Here is a 16,430-nt window from a genome sequence, read left to right as displayed (position 1 = left end):
TAACCGCCGAACGTCCCGCGCGGTCACCGCCGCGCGGCCAGGCCGGTGATCGCCCCGCACACGCGGAGGGACGGTCCTCGGTGTGCACCGAGGTCCGTCCCTCCGTAGGGCGTGCTTCCAGCCTTTACAGCCACAGGTTGCCGTGCACCGGCTTGACCTTGTCCAGGGTGTTCGAGGCGTCCTTCGCCGAGGGGATCAGCGAGCTGTGCCCGTTCACCGTGGGGAACTTGGTCGACAGGCCGCCGCTGAGGTCGGTGTTCGCCAGCTCGGGGGTGCCCGGCTGGGTCGCCGGCGCGGCGGCGGGGGCGCTCGGAGCGGCCGGAGCGGCCGGAGCGGTCTGCGCGACCGGAGCGGCCGGAGCTGCCGGGGCCGCCGGGGCCGCCGGGGCGCTCTGCGCGACCGGGGCCGCCGGGGCGACCGGGGCGCTCTGCGCGACCGGCGCAGCCGGAGCCGCCGGGGCGACCGGGGCGCTCTGCGCGACCGGCGCGGCCGGAGCCGCCGGAGCACTCTGCGCGACGGGAGCACTCGGAGCCACGGGTCCGCTCGGAGCGGCCGGGGCGCTCTGCGCGACCGGGGCGCTCGGAGCGGCAGGCGCACTCTGGGCGGCCTGGGCGCTGGGGGCCGCAGGAGCACTCTGCGCGACCGGGGCGCTCTGAACCGCCGACGCACTCTGGTCCGCCGGAGCGCTCTGAGTCGCGGCGGCACTCTGGAGGTCGGGCGCGCTGTGGGCGTCGGGCGCGACGGGAGCGACGGAGGCGTCCTGGGCGAACGCAGGCGCGCCGACGCTGGCGGCGATCAGGGATCCGGCAACGACGGCGGCAGCCTTCAGGGACTTCATCGTGTTCCTTTCCGCGGCAACGCAGGTTGCCGGAGGGGACTCTGTCGCCGTGCCTAACGAGCCGTGACCGGAGCGGAAACCGGAAACACCCAAGATTGCAAGTCCTCATATGAGATCAGTTCCGGTCCGCAGTGGTGCGGTTCCGGCGGACCGGCACCACGACGGACCGGTGAGGGCGCGTGGTACGACGCTCAAGGAGTCGGCTGCACCACCGTCGGCAGCGTGATCGCGGGAAACGTGATCGCCGGAATCGTGATCGCGGGAAGCGTGACGGCAGGCACCTCGGTCACCGGAGTCGACACGGACTCGTCCGACGCCGGCAGCGAGCCGTCGACCAGCGCAGCGGTGAGGCGGTCGATCAGATCGGTCAGCAGGTCGGTGACCGTCGGAAGCACCTCGTCGACGGTGTCGGCGGTGACCGCCTTCACGAGGTTGTCGATGGCCTCCCGCAGGGCGTCCAGCGCGTCGCTCGTGGTGTCGGCGGCGCGCCGCTGCGCCGGGGTCCTGGCGATCTCCTCGGCCAGGGCGCGCTTGGCGGCGTCGCCCAGCTTCCTGGCCTCGGCGGCGGGCAGCCGGCCGTTGTCCGCCTCGAGTACGGCGTTCAGCAGGTCGGTGACCGGGGTGATACCGCTCCCGAGGGCGCCCAGTCTTCTGACCTTGGCGACGAGCGCGTCCTTCCCGGGGAGCGACGCGTCGGGCGACGCCGCGTGGCTGCGCTCGCGGGCCGGGTCGGCCGCCATGGCGGCGGGCGCGGTGATCCCGACCAGGAGGGCGGCGCACAGTGCGCCGGACGCGATACGCCGTGTGGGCAGAGCACGCATGGGGGGTTCCTTTCGGTGGGCCGATCCTGAGCCCACCGTGAAAGCACCCGTGGTCGCCTGCAACCGGTCGGCCACCGTTCGGGGCAACGGCGCGGCACGGACCGTTCCCTGGGCCATCTATGACACATCGCCCGATTTGTGCGCTGATGGCGTGATTCCAGGGAGCCGACTGGCTTCACCGGTCCGACACACATGTCTGGTTTCACCATACTTGTCCGGTTAGCGGTTAGCGTGCGGACCTCCCGACGCTCCCCTCACGGCGGACACATCGCGCTCTGCCGCTGCCCCCGCCACCTGTTCCGAAAGGGCCACGACGGTCATGCCCCCTTCCCTGGGTCCACTGCTTCGCCGTGCGACGGTGGGCGTCCTCGCCCTTGCCGCGATGTGGGCACCCGGCGGCTTCCCGGCGGTCGCGACGGCCGCCGCGCCCGCACCGGAGTCGAGCAGCCTCTCCTTCGCCCAGCGGTACCGCGCGCACCAGCACGGCGGCATCGTGCGCGCCGCCAACACCGCCATCAGCTGCCGCCCGGCACCCGCGTGCTCCGAGGTGCAGGCGGGCGGGCGCGGTGTGAACGGCGACTTCGACATGTTCTACGTCGACGTCGACGGCGACCCGAACACCTACAACTCCTCCCGCGCGGAGGTCCGTCTACCCGCCGGCTCCCGGGTGTCGTACGCGCGCCTGTACTGGGGCGGCAACCTGCGCGTGGGTGAGCAGAAGCCGTCGGAGGACAACGGGCGGGTGCTCGTCGCCGAGCCCGGCGGGGCCTACAAGCCGGTCGTCGCCGACACGGTCGTCGGACACCGCGTGGCCGACGGCGCGGAGGCCTTCCAGGCCTCCGCGGACGTCACGCAGCTGGTGCGGGACAGCGCGCCGGGCCTGTACACCGTGGCGCAGGTGAACGTGGCGAGCGGCCGGTCGGCGGCCGGGGCGTGGGGCGGCTGGACGCTCGTGGTCGCCTACGAGAACCCCGCGGAGCCGCTGCGCGACCTCGCGCTGTGGGACGGCTTCGCACGGCTGAGCGCCCACACACCGAAGGTCAGCCTGCGGGACATCAACTTCGGCCCGGGCGCGTGGGGTTACGCCGGCCTGGTGGCGTACAACGGCGACCGCGGCACCACCGGTGACTCGCTCACCCTGACGACCGAGCGGGACGGGTCCACCGACCTCGCCGGCCCCGCCGACCCGCCCGACGACGTCCTGAACTCCACCATCAGCGACCTCGGGGACAACCCCCCGGGGCGGGTGCCGTGGCACGCCAACAACCTCGGCTACGACTCCGACGTGTTCGACCTCGGCAGGGGCCTGCAGCGCGGCGGTGACCAGCTCTCCCTCCGGCTCCGTGCCGAGCGGGACGCGGCCTGGGCCGGCGTTCTCTTCGCCGCCGTCGACGCCCAGAGCTGAGCAGTCGCCTCCCGTCCCGAGCACTTCCGCGAGCGAGGAAACCGCGCATATGCATCTGTCATCCACCGGCCCCCGGCCGCGGGTCCTGCACCTCACCCAACCGGTGGACGGCGGGGTCGCACGCGTTGTGACGGATCTGGTCCGGGCACAGCTGGCGGACGGCCTGGACGTCACCGTGGCCTGCCCCGACAGCGCACTGACCACGCGGCTCGCGGAACTCGGCGCGACCGTACGGCACTGGCCGGCGACACGGTCGCCGGGCCCGTCGCTGCTGCGGGAGGTACGGCACCTCACCCGGCTGACCGGCGAGGTGCGTCCCGACCTGGTGCACGCGCACAGCGCGAAGGCGGGTCTCGCCGGACGCCTGGCGGTGCGCGGGCGGATTCCCACGGTCTTCCAGCCGCACGCCTGGTCGTTCGAGGCGGTCGGCGGGGTCACCGCGGGACTGGCGCTCAACTGGGAGCGGCGGGGCGCGCGTTGGGCCACCCGGATCGTGTGCGTCAGCGAGGCCGAGCGCGCCACCGGCGTACGCGCCGGGATCACCGGCCGGTGGACCGTCATCCCCAACGGCATCGACCCCGAGCACTTCCGCCCGGCCCCGGCCGGTCCGGTGCGGGCCGGGCTCCCATCGCTCGCCGGCCTCCACCCGGCGGCGCCGCTCGTGGTGTGCGTGGGACGGCTGTGCCGGCAGAAGGGGCAGGACGTCCTGCTGCAGGCGTGGAACGACGTCGTGCGCGAAGTGCCCGACGCCCGTCTCGTCCTCGTCGGTGACGGGCCGGACGGCGACCGGCTTCGCGCACACGCCCCCGGGTCGGTGGTGTTCGCGGGCGCGGTCGCCGACGCCCGCCCCTGGTACCAGGCCGCCGACCTCGTCGTCCTGCCGTCCCGTTGGGAGGGCATGGCACTGGCGCCGCTGGAGGCGATGGCCTGCGGCCGGCCCGTCGTGGTCACGGACGTCGACGGCGCCCGCGAGAGCCTGCCGGCCTCCTTCGCCGACCGGTGCCTGGTCCCCCCGGACGACCCGGCGGTGCTGGCCGCACAGGTCACGGAGTTGCTGCTCGACCCGCAGCTGCGCGCGTCGCTCGGCGACCGGGCCCGCCGGCACGTGCTGTCCACCCATGACGTGCGGAACACCGCCAGGGCGGTCGCGGACGTCTACCGCGATCTGCTCGGCACCCCGCCCACCGCATCGAGGACGGGCCCGCCCCGAGGGCTCGACCATCCCCAGGCCCGCGGCGCCCAGCACGGCCGGCCGCTCGACACCGGCGGTGGCGCCGAGGCGAACCAGTCAACACAGCGCGTCGCGCCCACCGAGCACAGGGAGTCGAACCACTCGTGACCGCCGAACGTACCGTCCCCTCCCCCGGCGTGCAGCCGAGGGACCACCAGTCCTCACCCGTCTCGCTCATGCCGCCGCGCGGCACGCCCACCGGTCTCCGGTTCCCCGGCCCGCGGCCCCCGGCGCGTCCGCACTCACCGGTTCCGCTGCTCGTCGCGGACGGCACCGCCGCCCTCGCCGGTGCCCTGGCCCTCACCGAGGCCCGGCACCAGCCGGTGTTCGCGGCCGTGCTGATCGCCGCATCCCTGCTGCTGCGCCCGCGCGAGGTCCGGCCACCGGTGCCGGGTCTGCTGGAGGAACTGCCCGCCGTATGGGGCCGCATCGCGGTGACCTGGCTGGCGCTCGCGGCGCTGGTGGCGGCGTACCGGCCGGAGCACGCCCTGTCCGTCGGCACCGTACTGACGGGCGTCGCCGTACAGGCGGCGGCGGCCGGTGTGCTCCGCGGCGTCGTGCACGGACGGCGGCACGCCGCGCTGCTGCGCCATCCGCACACCGCGCTCATCGTCGGCCCGGTGGCGACCGCGCAACGCGTGGCCGCCGCCCTGCTGCGTCACCCGCGGTGCGGTGTACGCCCCGTGGGCATCGTCGCCGACCAGCCGGACGGCGCCGGCGAGGGCCTGCCGGTGCTGACGACCGGTGAGGAGGTCAAGCGCGCGGTCATCCAGAACGGGGTGCGCGCCGTGCTGGCCGTCCACCCCTCCGCCCGCGCCGAACAGGGGTCGCTGCTGCAGACGCTGGCCGAGTCGGGCTGCGCGGTGTGGGAGGTCGACCCGGACTCACCGTCGTACACGGCGAAGGAGCGGTTGGCCGGGTTCTCCTGCCGGCTTCTGGACCTGTCCCCCGCGCGCCGCGAGGGCGTGGGCAAGCGGCTGCTCGACATCCTCGTCTCGGGGACGCTGCTGCTGCTGGTCAGTCCCCTCCTCCTGCTGTGCGCGGTGACGCTGCGGATCTGCGACGGGCCGGGCGTGGTGTTCCGCCAGGAGCGCATCGGCAAGAAGGGCAGACCGTTCACGCTGCTGAAGTTCCGTACGCACCGGCCGGTCGACGAGCACGAGTCCGCGACCCGGTGGAGCGTGGCGAACGAGAGCGAGATGCGCTGGTTCTGCCGTATGTTGCGGCGCACCTCGCTCGATGAGCTGCTGCAGCTGTGGAACGTGCTCCGCGGCGACATGAGCCTGGTCGGCCCGCGGCCCGAACGCCCCTACTTCGTGGCCCAGTTCAGCCAGACGTACCCCGGTTACGCGGCCCGTCACCGGATGCGGGTCGGTATCACCGGTCTCGCCCAGATCCACGGGCTGCGCGGTGACACCTCCATCGAGGACCGCAGCCGGTTCGACAACGCCTACATCGACAACTGGTCGCTGTGGCAGGACGTCTGCATCCTGCTGCGCACCGCGGCCTCGCTGGTGCGTCCGACGGGGAGCTGAACGACGTGACCCACGCCCTGACACCGCTCCCGCGCCGGGCCGCCGCGGCGGCTCCGGTGCTGCCCGCGGTGGCCGTGGTCGCCCTGCTGGTCCTGCCGGTGACGCCGGGCGGCGCGGAGCCCGCCGACGTGGTCTCCGGGCTGATGGTGGTGTACTGCGTGACCCGTCTCCTGCGTGAGCGGCGGCGCCCGCTGCCGCCCACGGCGGCCGTGGTGCTGGGCCTGCCGGTCGTGGGGCTCACCCTCGCCGCCATGGGGGCTTCCTCGCCCGAGGCCGGACTCTCCGGCCTCGGCCGCTATCTGCAGGTCTTCGTGCTCGTCCCGGCCGCGGTGTTGCTGCTGATCCGCGACCGGGGCGACTTCCGGCTGCTGGCCTGGTCGTTCGTGGGGCTCGCCCTGTGGCAGGGGGCCATCGGCGTCCACCAGTTCGTCACCCGGACCGGCGCCTCCTACCAGGGCGCGGACATCCGGGCGGTCGGCACCTTCGGGGCGCAGGACGTGATGGGCATGGCCGAGGCGGTCGCCCTCGGCCTGGTGTGCGCGGTGGGCATCGCCCTCGGCCGGGCCTCCGTACGGCAGCGGGCCGTCGGCGCCGGGTGTGCGCTGGCCCTGCTGGCGCCGCTCGCGGTGTCCTTCAGCCGGGGTGCCTGGATCGCGACCGCCGTGACCTGCGCGGTGCAGCTCGTGCTGGCAGGGCTGCGGCGCGCGCTGAAGGTGGCCGCTGCCGTGGCCGCCGTGGGCGTGATCCTGGTGGGCGGGTTCGGTGTCGGCAGCGCGTTGCTGCAGCAGCGGATCGACAGCATCGCCCAGGTCACCGACGCCCCCGACCAGTCCGTCGTCGACCGGTACACCCTGTGGGCGTCCGCCACCGGCATGTGGCGCCAGCACCCGCTGACCGGGGTCGGGCTGAAGGGCTTCCCCGAGTACCGGGACGGGCACGCCACCCTGGCGCTGTCCTCGGGCGCCGAGATCGCGGGCGCGGGCGTCAGCTACCGCAGGCAGGCGCTGCTGTCGCCGCACAACATGTATCTGCTGGTGCTCAGCGAGCAGGGCCTGATCGGGCTGCTGGCGCTCGCCGGGGGCTGGCTGGCGCTGCTGGTGTGCGGGCTGCGGAGGCTGATTGGCCGCCGCGGACCGGGGCTCGACTGCGCGCTCGTCGCCTGCGGGCTGCTGGTCTGGCTGCTGACCGACTTCGTGTACGGGGACATCGGCGGCCCCTCGACCGTGCTGACCGCCATGGGCCTGGGGCTCGTGGCGTGGTGGGCGCTGGCCGGTGACGAACGGGCGCGGACCGCGCCGCGGGCGGCCGCGGACCCGCGTTTCGAGGAGGTCGTGGCGCGATGACGACGAAACCTGTCCGACCGCCCGGGTCCCGGACGAACAGCACGGCGACCGCCCCCGCGCAGGCCGCGCCGCACGCCCGGGCGGGTCGGCGGGCCGAGGAGGTCGTGGCGCGATGACGGTGAGACCTTCCCGAACGCCCGGGTCCGAGAGCGACACCGCGGCGACCGTCCCCGCGGCGCGCGCCGCCGACATGGCCGTGGACGGCGCCGACCCGACCTCGGCCTCTCGGAAGTTCCTCGCCAGGGCCGCGCTGGTCACGGCGTCGCTGTCCATCGCCGGCTCCGTGCTCGGCCTGGTACGCGACCAGGCGCTGGCGCGGCTGTTCGGTGCCGGGAGCGACACGGACGCCTTCCTGGTCGCGTGGACGGTGCCGGAGTTCGCCGCCACGCTGCTCATCGAGGACGGGCTGGCGCTGGTGCTGATCCCCGCGTTCAGCATGGCGCTGGCCCGCCGCGCCCGGGGCGCCCCGGGCGACCCGGTCCGTGCCCTGGTCGTCGCCACCCTGCCCCGGCTCTGTCTCGCCTTCGCGGCGGTGGCCGCGGTGATCGCCGGGGCGGCCCCCTATCTGGTGCAGGCCCTGGCTCCCGGACTGCCCGACCCGGAACTCGCCGCCGACTGCACCCGGTTCACGGCCACCTGCGTGCTGGGCTTCGGGCTCGCGGGCTACTGCAGCGCCGCCCTGCGGGCGCACCGCCGGTTCGTCGCGCCCGCGGCGATCTACGTCGCCTACAACACCGGCATCATCGCCGCGATGTTCCTGCTCGGCGGGCACTGGGGGGTGCGCTCCGCGGCGGTCGGGGTCGCGGCGGGCGGCTGCCTGATGGTGGTGGTGCAGCTCCCCTCGCTGTGGCAGCAGCTCACGACACGTACCCGTCCGTCCCGCGAGGCCGGGGCCGACGTCGAGGAGCGGCCGGTGCAACTCGCCCTGGTCGCCGCCGTACTGCTGTTCGCGCTGTGCCGCCAGTCGCAGGTGCTCGTCGAACGCTTCCTCGCCTCCACCCTGCCCGCCGGGGCCATCTCGCACCTGAACTACGCGCAGAAGGTCGCGCAGATCCCGATGACGCTGTCGCTGATGGTGTGCACCGTCACCTTCCCGGTGGTGGCGCGGGCGCTCGCCGACGGCGACACCGAACGGGCCCGCCGCCGTGTGCAGCGGGACCTGGCGGTGGCGTCCTGCCTGGTGCTGCTGGGCATGTGCGCGGTGATCGCCTGCGCTCCCCAGATGATCGAACTCCTCTTCCAGCGGGGGGCGTTCACCGCGGCCGACACGGCGGCCACCGCCGACGTCATGCGCGTGTACGCCCTCGGGCTGCTGGGCCAGACCCTGGTCGGCGCCCTGGTCCGCACGTACTTCTCGGGGGGCCGGCCGAGCTGGTACCCGGTCGGCGCGATGGCCGCGGGCATCGCCGTGACGTCCTGGGTGGGCGCCGCGACCGTGGGCACCTGCGGTGTCGCGGGGATCGCCGCCGCCAACGCCCTCGGCATCACCGTCACGGCCGCCCTGCTGCTGGCCGGCCTGCGGAACCGGCAGGACAGCCCGCACAGCGTCCCGCTCCACGTCCGGCAGGTACTGACCGAGCTGAGCAGGCCGGTGCGCGCGGCGGTCGTCGCCACCGTCGCCGGGGCGTTCGTCGCGAGCCGGCCCGACTCCCCGGCGGTGGGTCTCGCGGCCGGCTGCCTGACCGTGAGCGCCGTCTTCGTCCCGCTCGCCTGGGCCCTGGGCTCCGCCGGCCCGGGGGCCCAGGGCCTCGCATCCGCACTGCGCTCCGTACGCACCGTCACACGAAGGCTCACACATGGCCGCTCCCGTTGATTCCGCTGACTCCCTCGACACCGGCAGACCCCCCGTCCCCCGTCCGGGCCCGATCCCGTGGGTGGCGATGTACCACTCGGTGGGTGACTGCTCCGACGACCCGTACCGCATCACCGTCACGCCCGAGCGGCTGGAGAAGCAGCTCGCGTGGCTGCGCCGGCACGGGCTGCGGGGCGTGTCCGTGGCCGAGCTCCTCGCCGCCCGTGCCCGGGGCGAGGGGCGAGGGCTGGCCGGGCTCACCTTCGACGACGGGTACGCCGACTTCGTCACCGAGGCCCTGCCGCGCCTGCGCCGCTGGGGCTGCGGCGCCACCCTGTTCGTCCTGCCGGGACGGCTGGGCGGCGACAACGCCTGGGACCCGCTCGGCCCGCGCAAGCCGCTGCTGACCGCGGACGGCATCCGGCACGCGGCCGCCGAGGGCGTGGAGATCGGCTCGCACGGGCTGACGCACGTCGACCTCACCAAGGCCGACGACCTCACCCTCAAGACCGAGGTCACCGAGAGCCGCGCACGGCTCGAGGAGCTCACCGGCACCCGGATCGACGGCTTCTGCTACCCGTACGGAACGGTCGACGCCCGCGCCGTCGCGGCCGTAAGGGAAGCGGGATACGGCTACGCCTGCGCCATCGATCCCGGCCCGCTGACCGGCCCGCACGCCCTGCCGCGCGTACACGTCGGCCAGAACGACACGGCCTGGCGGCTGCACCTCAAGCACCGTCTGCACCGGCTGCGCCGGCGTCCGGTGGAGGGGCTGTGAGATGAGGGCTCTGCACATCATCACCGGACTCGGCACCGGCGGGGCCGAACAGCAGCTGCGCCTGATGCTGCGCCACCTGCCCGTCGAATGCGACGTCGTCACGCTCACCAACCCCGGTGCGGTCGCCGAGGGCCTGACCGCCGACGGTGTGCGCGTCACGCACCTCGGCATGGGCGGCAACCGCGACCTGCCCGCCCTGCCCCGGCTGGTCCGGCTGATCCGCGCCGGCCGCTACGACCTCGTGCACACGCACCTGTACCGGGCCTGCGTCTACGGCCGGCCCGCCGCACGCATCGCCGGGGTCCGCGCGGTCGTCGCCACCGAACACTCCCTCGGCGACTCGCAGATGGAGGGCCGCGCGCTGACGGCGGGGGTACGCGCGCTGTACCTCGCCAGCGAACGCCTCGGCTCGGCCACGGTCGCCGTCTCCCCCACGGTGGCCGACCGCCTGAAGCGCTGGGGCGTGCCCGCGCCCCGTATCGAGGTCGTCCCCAACGGCATCGACCTGGACCGCTTCCGCTTCGACCGGGAGCGGCGCGAGCTCACCCGCCGGCGGCTCGGCCTGCCGGAGGGCGCGTACGTCGTCGGCGGTGTCGGCAGGCTCGCCCAGGGCAAGCGGTTCGACGTCCTGGTGCGCGCGCTCACCCGGCTGCCGGACGACCACTGGCTGCTGCTGGTCGGCAGCGGGCCCGAGGAGCACGTGCTGCGCCGCACGGCGCACGAGGCCGGGGTGTCCGACCGTGTCCTGTTCACCGGCGAACGTCCCTACGTCCCCGACGGCTCCCCGGGCCCGGACCTGCCCGCGCTCACCTCCGCGATGGACCTGCTCGCGGCCCCGTCCACGGAGGAGGCGTTCGGCCTGGCGGTCGTCGAGGCGCTGGCCTCCGGTCTGCCCGTGCTCTACGCCTCCTGCCCGGCGATCGAGGACCTGCCGCCGTCGGCCGCCGCCGGCGCCTGGTGCGTACGCGGCGGCCCCGAGGCGTACGCCCGCGCGATCGCCGAGGTCCGGGCGGCGGGCCCCCGGCCGCGCACGGCCCCGGAGGCCGCGCACCGCTACAGCATCACCCGCAGCGCAGCCCGGCTCATGGACGTGTATGCAGCAGCGGTCTCCAGCCCGTCGTCGTCCCTTTCACCTCTGGGAGCAAGCCCGTCATGACCGACACACCGAAGCGTCAGCGCCGTCTGTCCCCGGCCTGGGTCGGCAGGTTGCCGTCCTGGTCGCTGCTCGCGGCCGGCGCCCTCGTCGGCGGCCTGCTCGGCGGCGCGTACGGCGAGCTGACCCCTCCGAAGTACACGGCCACGAGCTACGTCATCGTCGTACCGACCGGGCAGGCCGAGTCCGGCTCGGCCCTCGGTTTCGCGCAGGCCTACGGCCGCATCGCCACACAGCTCGCCGTGCTCACGGACGCCCGGTACGGGGCGGGCGTCTCGGTGCGCACGTTGCAGCGCAGCGTGCAGGCGGCCACCTCACCGGACGCGCCGATGGTCGCCGTGTCGGCCACCTCCTCGCGCCCGCAGCGGGCCAAGGACATGGCCAACGCCGTCTCCCGCTCGCTGACCCGGCAGGCGAACGCGGCCAAGCGCAGCACCCATGTCGAGCTCGTGCAGTTCTCCCGGGCGGGCAAGCCGACGGAACCCACGTCCGCTTCCACGACGGTGACCGCCCTGGTGGGCGCGAGCGCGGGCGGGTTGCTCGGCGGCCTGGTCCTGCTGGCACGGCCGAGGCGGCCCCTGAAGGACGACGAACCCGCCCCCGCCGCGTCGGTGCCCGGCCCGGCCGCCGCCGCCGATGTGAAAGGCAAGCGGTGACGCCGGTGCACCCGGCCGGGCTCGTGGGCGCGCCGGCCGGTGCGCGCTCACCAGTGGAAGCTGATGCAGAGCCGTCCGCCGAGCCAGTCCTCCACCCAGTCACCGAGGTCCACCGACGCGCAGTCCGGCGGGGACGGCGGGGCGGGCGGGGTCGGCTGCGGTGTGGGGTGCGACGCGGGCGTGGGGTGCTGGTGCGGCTGGTCGGTGCGGCCGTAGAGGAACTCCCGGTAGACGCGGGACGATGCGGGGTTGGCGTCGCACTGCCACACACCGTGCGGGCAGTAGTCGGTCAGCGTGTTGTAGAGCGGGTGGTGCGCGTCCATCCACGCGAGCATGCGCCCCATGTACTGGGGGTTGTCGCCGTTGCGGAAAAGCCCCCATTCGGGGTACGAGATGGGTTTGCGGTGGGCTCGCGCGAAATCCACGTGCGCCTGGAGTCCGTAGGGCTCCGTCACCTGCTGGTCGAACGACAGCCCGGCCGGCTGGTCGTAGGAATCCATGCCGATGATGTCGACCGCGTCGTCCCCCGGATAACACTGCGTCCACGGAACGGCGTCCCGGCCGCGGCTCGGTGCGAAATCGAACCGGAACCTCTGGCCCGGCACCGAACGCATGGTGGCGACGATCCTCCTCCAGTACCTCTTCCAGGACTCCGGGTCCGGCCCGCAGCGGTGGGTGTAGGTGACGCCGTTCATCTCCCAGCCGAGCACGAGGACGGTGTCGGGCACCTTCAGGCGCACCAGCCGCTCGGCCAGGGCGCGGAAGTGGTGGTCGAACTCCCCCGCGGCGCCCCGCCGCAGGAGTTGCCGGACCTCGGCGTCGGAGACGCCCGCCTCGTTGCGTTCCTGCAGGGGGACGTTGAGGACGAGCATCCGGTCGGCCCTCTCGTCCCGCCAGCGCGCCCAGGCGTCGAGGAAGCCGAGGGCGCCCTCGATGTCGCTCCAGCGGTTGCCGGGCAGGTAGGTGTGGCCGACCCGCAGGTCGGCGCCGCCCAGCCAGCGGCTGAGCTCGCGCATCCGTGCGATGCCGCTGGCGTCGGAGCCGAGGAAGGCCCCGAAGGCCGGCCGTTGCGCCGGCGGCGGGAGCGAAGGCGGCTTCGGCAGGCCGGGGACGGCCGGCGGATCGGGGACCGGCGGTGTGACGGTGGGTGCGGGAACGGCCGGGACGCTCACCGCGGGTCTGGGCGGGGGCGGCACCGGAGCCGGGGCACGGTCGTCGTCCAGCACCTCCACCCTCGCCGACAGACCAGAGGCCAGGACGGCGGAGACGGCCACCGTCACCGCGCCCAAGGCCAGCAGGCCGCCCCGGGCCCGCCTGTGCTCTGGGGCCATGCCCGCACCTTTCTTCGCTGTCGTCCGGACTTTCGGTCATCGCGTTTTTGACGCCCTGTCATTTGAAGTGAGGCACAGGAAAGCCGGCGGCGCCACCGCCATTACGGCTTTCGAGTACAGCGCTCGCCCAAGCGGGTGAGCCGATCTGAAGAAATCTGAAGAAAAGAGAATTCGTGTCGCTGCTCGACACCCGGGTCCCCGCCGTACTGCTGCGGACCGACCGGAATCCCTTTCACCACGGAACACTCGGGGCCGTGCGTTCGCTCGGCAGGGCGGGCGTGGAGGTCCATGTCGTCGCCGACGCGGTGGGAAGCCCTGTCCGCAGGTCCCGATACGTGAGCCGGATGCATCCCCCGCCGCCCCCGGACGCCTCCCCGGACGACATCCTCGCCGTGCTGCGCCGGGTGGCCGACCGGGTCGCCCGTCCCGCCGTCCTGGTGCCGATGGACGACGCGTGCGCGATCGCCACGGCACGGCTGCGGGACGAACTCGCGCCCTCCTACCTGCTGCCGGCGATGCCGGGCGCGCTGGCCGAACGCGTCGCCGACAAGGCGGAACTGGCCGCCGTGTGCGCCACCGCGGACGTCCCGCACCCGGTGACCCTGGTCCCGGACGGCCCGGCGGCGGTCGACGACGCCGTGCGGCGGCTCGGGCTGCCGTTGGTCGCGAAGTGGAGCCGGCCCTGGCTGCTGCCCGCCGGCAGCGGACTGCGCAGCACCGCGCTCGTGCGCACCGCGCAGCAGGCCCGGGAGCTGTACCTGCGCACCGAGGAGGCGGGCAGCGCTCTGCTGTTGCAGGCGTACCTGCCGCCCGGGCCGGACCGGGACTGGTTCTTCCACGGCTACGCCGACCGGTCGGGCACCGTCCGCGCGGGCGGGCCGGGCCGCAAGCAGCTCGCCTGGCCCCGTGGCGCGGGACTGACCGCGGTGGGCTGCTGGACCCCCAACGCCGAGGTGCAGGCGTCGGCCGAGCGCCTGGTCGGCGAGCTGGGCTACCGCGGCGTCTTCGACCTGGACTTCCGCCGCTGCGGCACGACCGGCCGCTATCACCTCCTCGACTTCAACCCGCGCCCCGGCGCCCAGTTCCGGCTGTTCTCGGACAGCTCCGGGCTCGACGTCGTACGCGCCCTGCACCTGGATCTGACGGGCCGCCCGCTGCCGGACGGGATCCCGACGGCGGGGCGGGCGTTCGTGGTGGAGAACTACGCGCCGCTCGCCGCGCTGCGCCCGGCACCGGGCGGACGCGAACTGGCCTGGTACGCCCGGGACGACCGCGTCCCGGGATGGGCGATGTGGGCCCTGTGGTGCCGCCATGTGTCCCGCCGGCTGCGGGAACGGCTGGGCGCGACGACACCGGCACCGGCGCAGCTTCCGACCCCCCGGGCGGCTTCCCCCGCCCTGACCGACGATGAGAAAGCGAGCAGTTGATGATGTACGACCTAGTGGTGGTGGGGGCAGGCCCCTACGGCCTGTCGATCGCCTCCCATGCTGCGTCAGCCGGGCTGAACCTGCGTGTGTTCGGCCGGCCCATGGCCTCCTGGCGGGACAACATGCCCCGCGGGATGTTCCTGAAGTCGGAGCCGTGGGCCTCCAACCTCTCCGACCCGGCGGGGCGCTGGCGGCTGGAGGTGTACTGCGCGGAGCAGGGCATGACGGCACGGCACGCCGAGCCGATCCCGGTCGAGGCGTTCGCGTCGTACGGCCTGTGGTTCGCGCGCCATGCCGTACCGGAGGTGGACGAGCGCATGGTGACCCGGGTGGCGTCCGTTCCCGGCGGATTCACCGTGGTGACCGAGGACGGGGAGGCGCTGCACGCGCGGACCGTCGCGCTCGCGGTCGGTGTGATGCCGTTCGTCGAGGTACCGCAGGCGCTGCGCGGACTGCACCCCGCGCTGGTGACGCACAGCAGCCACCACAGCGACCTGGACCGTTTCCGGGGCGGCGACGTCACGGTGATCGGCGGCGGCCAGGCGGCCCTGGAGACCGCGGCGCTGCTCGCCGAGCAGGGCACCCGGGTACGGGTGCTGGCACGGGCGGACCGGCTGGTGTGGAACGACGTGCCGCCGCCCTGGGAGCGCCCCCTGTGGCAGAACATCCGCTCCCCGCACAGCGGGCTCGGCCCCGGCTGGCGGAACTGGTTCTACTCCGAGCGCCCCAACTACTTCCGGCGCCTGCCGGAGCCGACCCGGCAGCGCATCGCGGCCACGGCGCTGGGGCCGGCGGGTGCGTGGTGGGTGCGCGACCGGGTGGAGGGCGCGGTGGAGCTGCTGCCGGGCCACCAGGTCACCTCGGCCCGTGCGGTGCCCGGCGGGGTACGGCTGGACTTGGCGAGCCGCAACGGCGGCCCGCGCACGCTGGAGACCGAACACGTCATCGCCGCCACGGGGTTCCGGGCGCGCTGCGACCGGCTCGGGCTGCTCTCCGAGGAGTTGCGCGGAACGCTGGCGGCGCTGCCCGACGGCTCTCCCGCGGTCGGTCGTGAGTTCGAGTCCTCCCATCCCGGCCTGTTCATGGCGGGCCTGGTCACCGCCTCCGGCTTCGGGCCCGCCATGCGCTTCGTCCACGGCGCGACCTTCACGGCCTCGACCCTCGTGCGAGGGGTACGCCGTCGGCTGCGGAAGACCCCGGCGGGCGGGACGATCCCCGTACCCGGAGCCGGCAAGCGGGAATGGGCGCCGACGCCGGTGCGTCGCTGACCAGGCACCGTGGGCGGGTACCCGTGGGCCGCTGACGGTGAGCCGGCCGTCAGCGGCCCTGGCCCTGGGTGCGCGGATGCCGTGCGCCGGAGGCCGGCGTCCTCGTCGCTGCCCGGAGCCGGCTCGCTGCCGGGCGGGCCGGCCGCGGGACGGCTTCCGGCGCCCCGGACTTCGCTAGCGCCGGGCGGCGGCGCGGCCGCGGCGGTACATCAGCACCCCGCCGGCGAGCAGTGCGGCGCTGGCGGCCGAGGTCGCCAGCATCGTCTTGCTGCCGGTCTCGGCGAGCTGGGGCGGCTCACCCTGCTGCTGCTCGTCGGCCGGGGGCGTCGCCGTCCTGGTCCGCGTGGGCGGGGTCGTCGGACGCGGCTTCTCGACGACACGCGTGGGGGGCGGCGGAGTCGCGGTGGGGGTGGTGGACGGCGTGGGCGTCGGGCAGTCGTCATCGTCGTCGCCGGGCGAGGACGTCTCGCCCGAACCCGACGACGACGGCGGCGTGTCGGCGTCCTCGTCGGAGGACGCCTTCGACCGCGAGTCGTTGCCGCAGTCGTTGCCGAACGCCGCGTTGAGCGCCGCGATCCCGCTGATGGTGTTGCCGCAGATGTTCACCGGCGCATGGATCGGAACCTGCACCACGTTCCCGGCCAGCGTGCCACCGGAATCCTTGGTGCCGCCCAGCGCGTCCGCGTCGGCGATGGCGGCGCTGCAGGACAGGGACAGAATGCCCGTGGCGGCGGTCGCCGCGAACACTCCCCTGCTCAGGGTCTGTCGCAATGTGGTTATCTTCCTGCTTGAAGAACTGGGAAAGCCGGCCTCGGAACGGACATCGACGTCCAAGGCCGGCCATGACACGGT

Annotated in this window: 14 protein-coding genes; 10 read left to right on the top strand and 4 right to left on the bottom strand. The window is 74.2% G+C overall.

All coding sequences use genetic code 11. The features are described from left to right. Positions 1-124: 124 nt before the first annotated feature. Both ACFY0F_RS00440 and ACFY0F_RS00435 read right to left on the bottom strand, forming a co-directional pair. Positions 125-838 carry a hypothetical protein gene (locus ACFY0F_RS00440; RefSeq protein WP_388786687.1) on the bottom strand — a complete coding sequence of 238 codons (714 nt, stop codon included), beginning with the start codon at positions 836-838 and terminating at the stop codon, positions 125-127. 191 nt (positions 839-1,029) lie between these two features. Continuing rightward, entirely contained in the window at positions 1,030-1,659 is a 630-nt protein-coding gene (locus tag ACFY0F_RS00435) for a hypothetical protein (RefSeq protein WP_388786684.1), read from the bottom strand. Between the two features lie 319 nt (positions 1,660-1,978). Between ACFY0F_RS00435 and ACFY0F_RS00430 the strand changes: the two genes are divergently transcribed. From ACFY0F_RS00430 to ACFY0F_RS00395, 8 genes are all read left to right on the top strand, one after another. Next, positions 1,979-3,064 (top strand): DUF3344 domain-containing protein, encoded by a 1,086-nt coding sequence (locus ACFY0F_RS00430; protein ID WP_388786682.1) that lies wholly within the window; start codon positions 1,979-1,981, stop codon positions 3,062-3,064. Between the two features lie 49 nt (positions 3,065-3,113). Beyond that, positions 3,114-4,403, top strand: coding sequence for a glycosyltransferase family 4 protein (locus ACFY0F_RS00425; protein ID WP_388786679.1), 1,290 nt, complete (start codon positions 3,114-3,116; stop codon positions 4,401-4,403). After that, entirely contained in the window at positions 4,400-5,830 is a 1,431-nt protein-coding gene (locus ACFY0F_RS00420) for an exopolysaccharide biosynthesis polyprenyl glycosylphosphotransferase (protein WP_388786676.1), read from the top strand. The genes ACFY0F_RS00425 and ACFY0F_RS00420 overlap by 4 nt, the downstream gene beginning before the upstream one ends. Positions 5,831-5,835: 5 nt before the next feature. Further along, positions 5,836-7,173, top strand: coding sequence for an O-antigen ligase family protein (locus ACFY0F_RS00415; RefSeq protein ID WP_388786673.1), 1,338 nt, complete (start codon positions 5,836-5,838; stop codon positions 7,171-7,173). A gap of 112 nt (positions 7,174-7,285) precedes the next feature. Next, positions 7,286-8,986, top strand: coding sequence for a murein biosynthesis integral membrane protein MurJ (gene murJ, locus ACFY0F_RS00410; protein WP_388786670.1), 1,701 nt, complete (start codon positions 7,286-7,288; stop codon positions 8,984-8,986). After that, positions 8,970-9,743: a polysaccharide deacetylase family protein gene (locus ACFY0F_RS00405; RefSeq protein ID WP_388786667.1), complete on the top strand. Its 774-nt coding sequence runs from the start codon at positions 8,970-8,972 to the stop codon at positions 9,741-9,743. Before murJ ends, ACFY0F_RS00405 begins: the two co-directional genes overlap by 17 nt. 1 nt (position 9,744) lies before the next feature. After that, a complete protein-coding gene (locus tag ACFY0F_RS00400) occupies positions 9,745-10,899 on the top strand; it encodes a glycosyltransferase (protein WP_388786664.1) in 1,155 nt (384 codons plus the stop codon). Further along, positions 10,896-11,552 (top strand): lipopolysaccharide biosynthesis protein, encoded by a 657-nt coding sequence (locus tag ACFY0F_RS00395; RefSeq protein ID WP_388786661.1) that lies wholly within the window; start codon positions 10,896-10,898, stop codon positions 11,550-11,552. The genes ACFY0F_RS00400 and ACFY0F_RS00395 overlap by 4 nt, the downstream gene beginning before the upstream one ends. Positions 11,553-11,599: 47 nt before the next feature. Here the strand turns inward: ACFY0F_RS00395 and ACFY0F_RS00390 are convergent, their stop codons facing one another. Then, positions 11,600-12,883 (bottom strand): glycoside hydrolase family 26 protein, encoded by a 1,284-nt coding sequence (locus tag ACFY0F_RS00390; RefSeq protein WP_388786659.1) that lies wholly within the window; start codon positions 12,881-12,883, stop codon positions 11,600-11,602. A gap of 173 nt (positions 12,884-13,056) precedes the next feature. Here ACFY0F_RS00390 and ACFY0F_RS00385 point away from each other — a divergent pair, with 173 nt between their 5' ends. Together ACFY0F_RS00385 and ACFY0F_RS00380 are read left to right on the top strand one after the other, a co-directional pair. After that, the gene (locus tag ACFY0F_RS00385; protein WP_388786656.1) at positions 13,057-14,310 is read left to right on the top strand and encodes an ATP-grasp domain-containing protein; all 1,254 of its coding nucleotides are present in this window, start codon (positions 13,057-13,059) and stop codon (positions 14,308-14,310) included. Positions 14,311-14,312: 2 nt separating this feature from the next. Continuing rightward, complete coding sequence (locus ACFY0F_RS00380) at positions 14,313-15,578, top strand: NAD(P)-binding domain-containing protein (RefSeq protein WP_388789106.1); 1,266 nt, start codon at positions 14,313-14,315, stop codon at positions 15,576-15,578. 174 nt (positions 15,579-15,752) lie between these two features. Here ACFY0F_RS00380 and ACFY0F_RS00375 read toward each other — a convergent pair whose 3' ends face one another. Then, positions 15,753-16,349, bottom strand: coding sequence for a chaplin (locus ACFY0F_RS00375; RefSeq protein ID WP_388786653.1), 597 nt, complete (start codon positions 16,347-16,349; stop codon positions 15,753-15,755). Positions 16,350-16,430 lie beyond the last annotated feature (81 nt).

The organism is Streptomyces sp. NPDC001544 (assembly GCF_042894285.1).
Classification (GTDB): domain Bacteria; phylum Actinomycetota; class Actinomycetes; order Streptomycetales; family Streptomycetaceae; genus Streptomyces.
Note: the sequence above shows the minus strand (reverse complement) of the source record. Positions and strands in the feature narration are given on the sequence as shown.

Excerpts from the sequence above, each read along its gene's own strand:
- ACFY0F_RS00430 (WP_388786682.1), top strand. The coding sequence starts at position 1,979 with ATGCCCCCTTCCCTGGGTCCACTGCTTCGCCGTGCGACGGTGGGCGTC.
- ACFY0F_RS00390 (WP_388786659.1), bottom strand. The coding sequence starts at position 12,883 with ATGGCCCCAGAGCACAGGCGGGCCCGGGGCGGCCTGCTGGCCTTGGGC.
- ACFY0F_RS00405 (WP_388786667.1), top strand. The coding sequence starts at position 8,970 with ATGGCCGCTCCCGTTGATTCCGCTGACTCCCTCGACACCGGCAGACCC.
- ACFY0F_RS00400 (WP_388786664.1), top strand. The coding sequence starts at position 9,745 with ATGAGGGCTCTGCACATCATCACCGGACTCGGCACCGGCGGGGCCGAA.
- murJ (WP_388786670.1), top strand. The coding sequence starts at position 7,286 with ATGACGGTGAGACCTTCCCGAACGCCCGGGTCCGAGAGCGACACCGCG.
- ACFY0F_RS00380 (WP_388789106.1), top strand. The coding sequence starts at position 14,313 with ATGTACGACCTAGTGGTGGTGGGGGCAGGCCCCTACGGCCTGTCGATC.
- ACFY0F_RS00435 (WP_388786684.1), bottom strand. The coding sequence starts at position 1,659 with ATGCGTGCTCTGCCCACACGGCGTATCGCGTCCGGCGCACTGTGCGCC.
- ACFY0F_RS00440 (WP_388786687.1), bottom strand. The coding sequence starts at position 838 with ATGAAGTCCCTGAAGGCTGCCGCCGTCGTTGCCGGATCCCTGATCGCC.
- ACFY0F_RS00425 (WP_388786679.1), top strand. The coding sequence starts at position 3,114 with ATGCATCTGTCATCCACCGGCCCCCGGCCGCGGGTCCTGCACCTCACC.
- ACFY0F_RS00395 (WP_388786661.1), top strand. The coding sequence starts at position 10,896 with ATGACCGACACACCGAAGCGTCAGCGCCGTCTGTCCCCGGCCTGGGTC.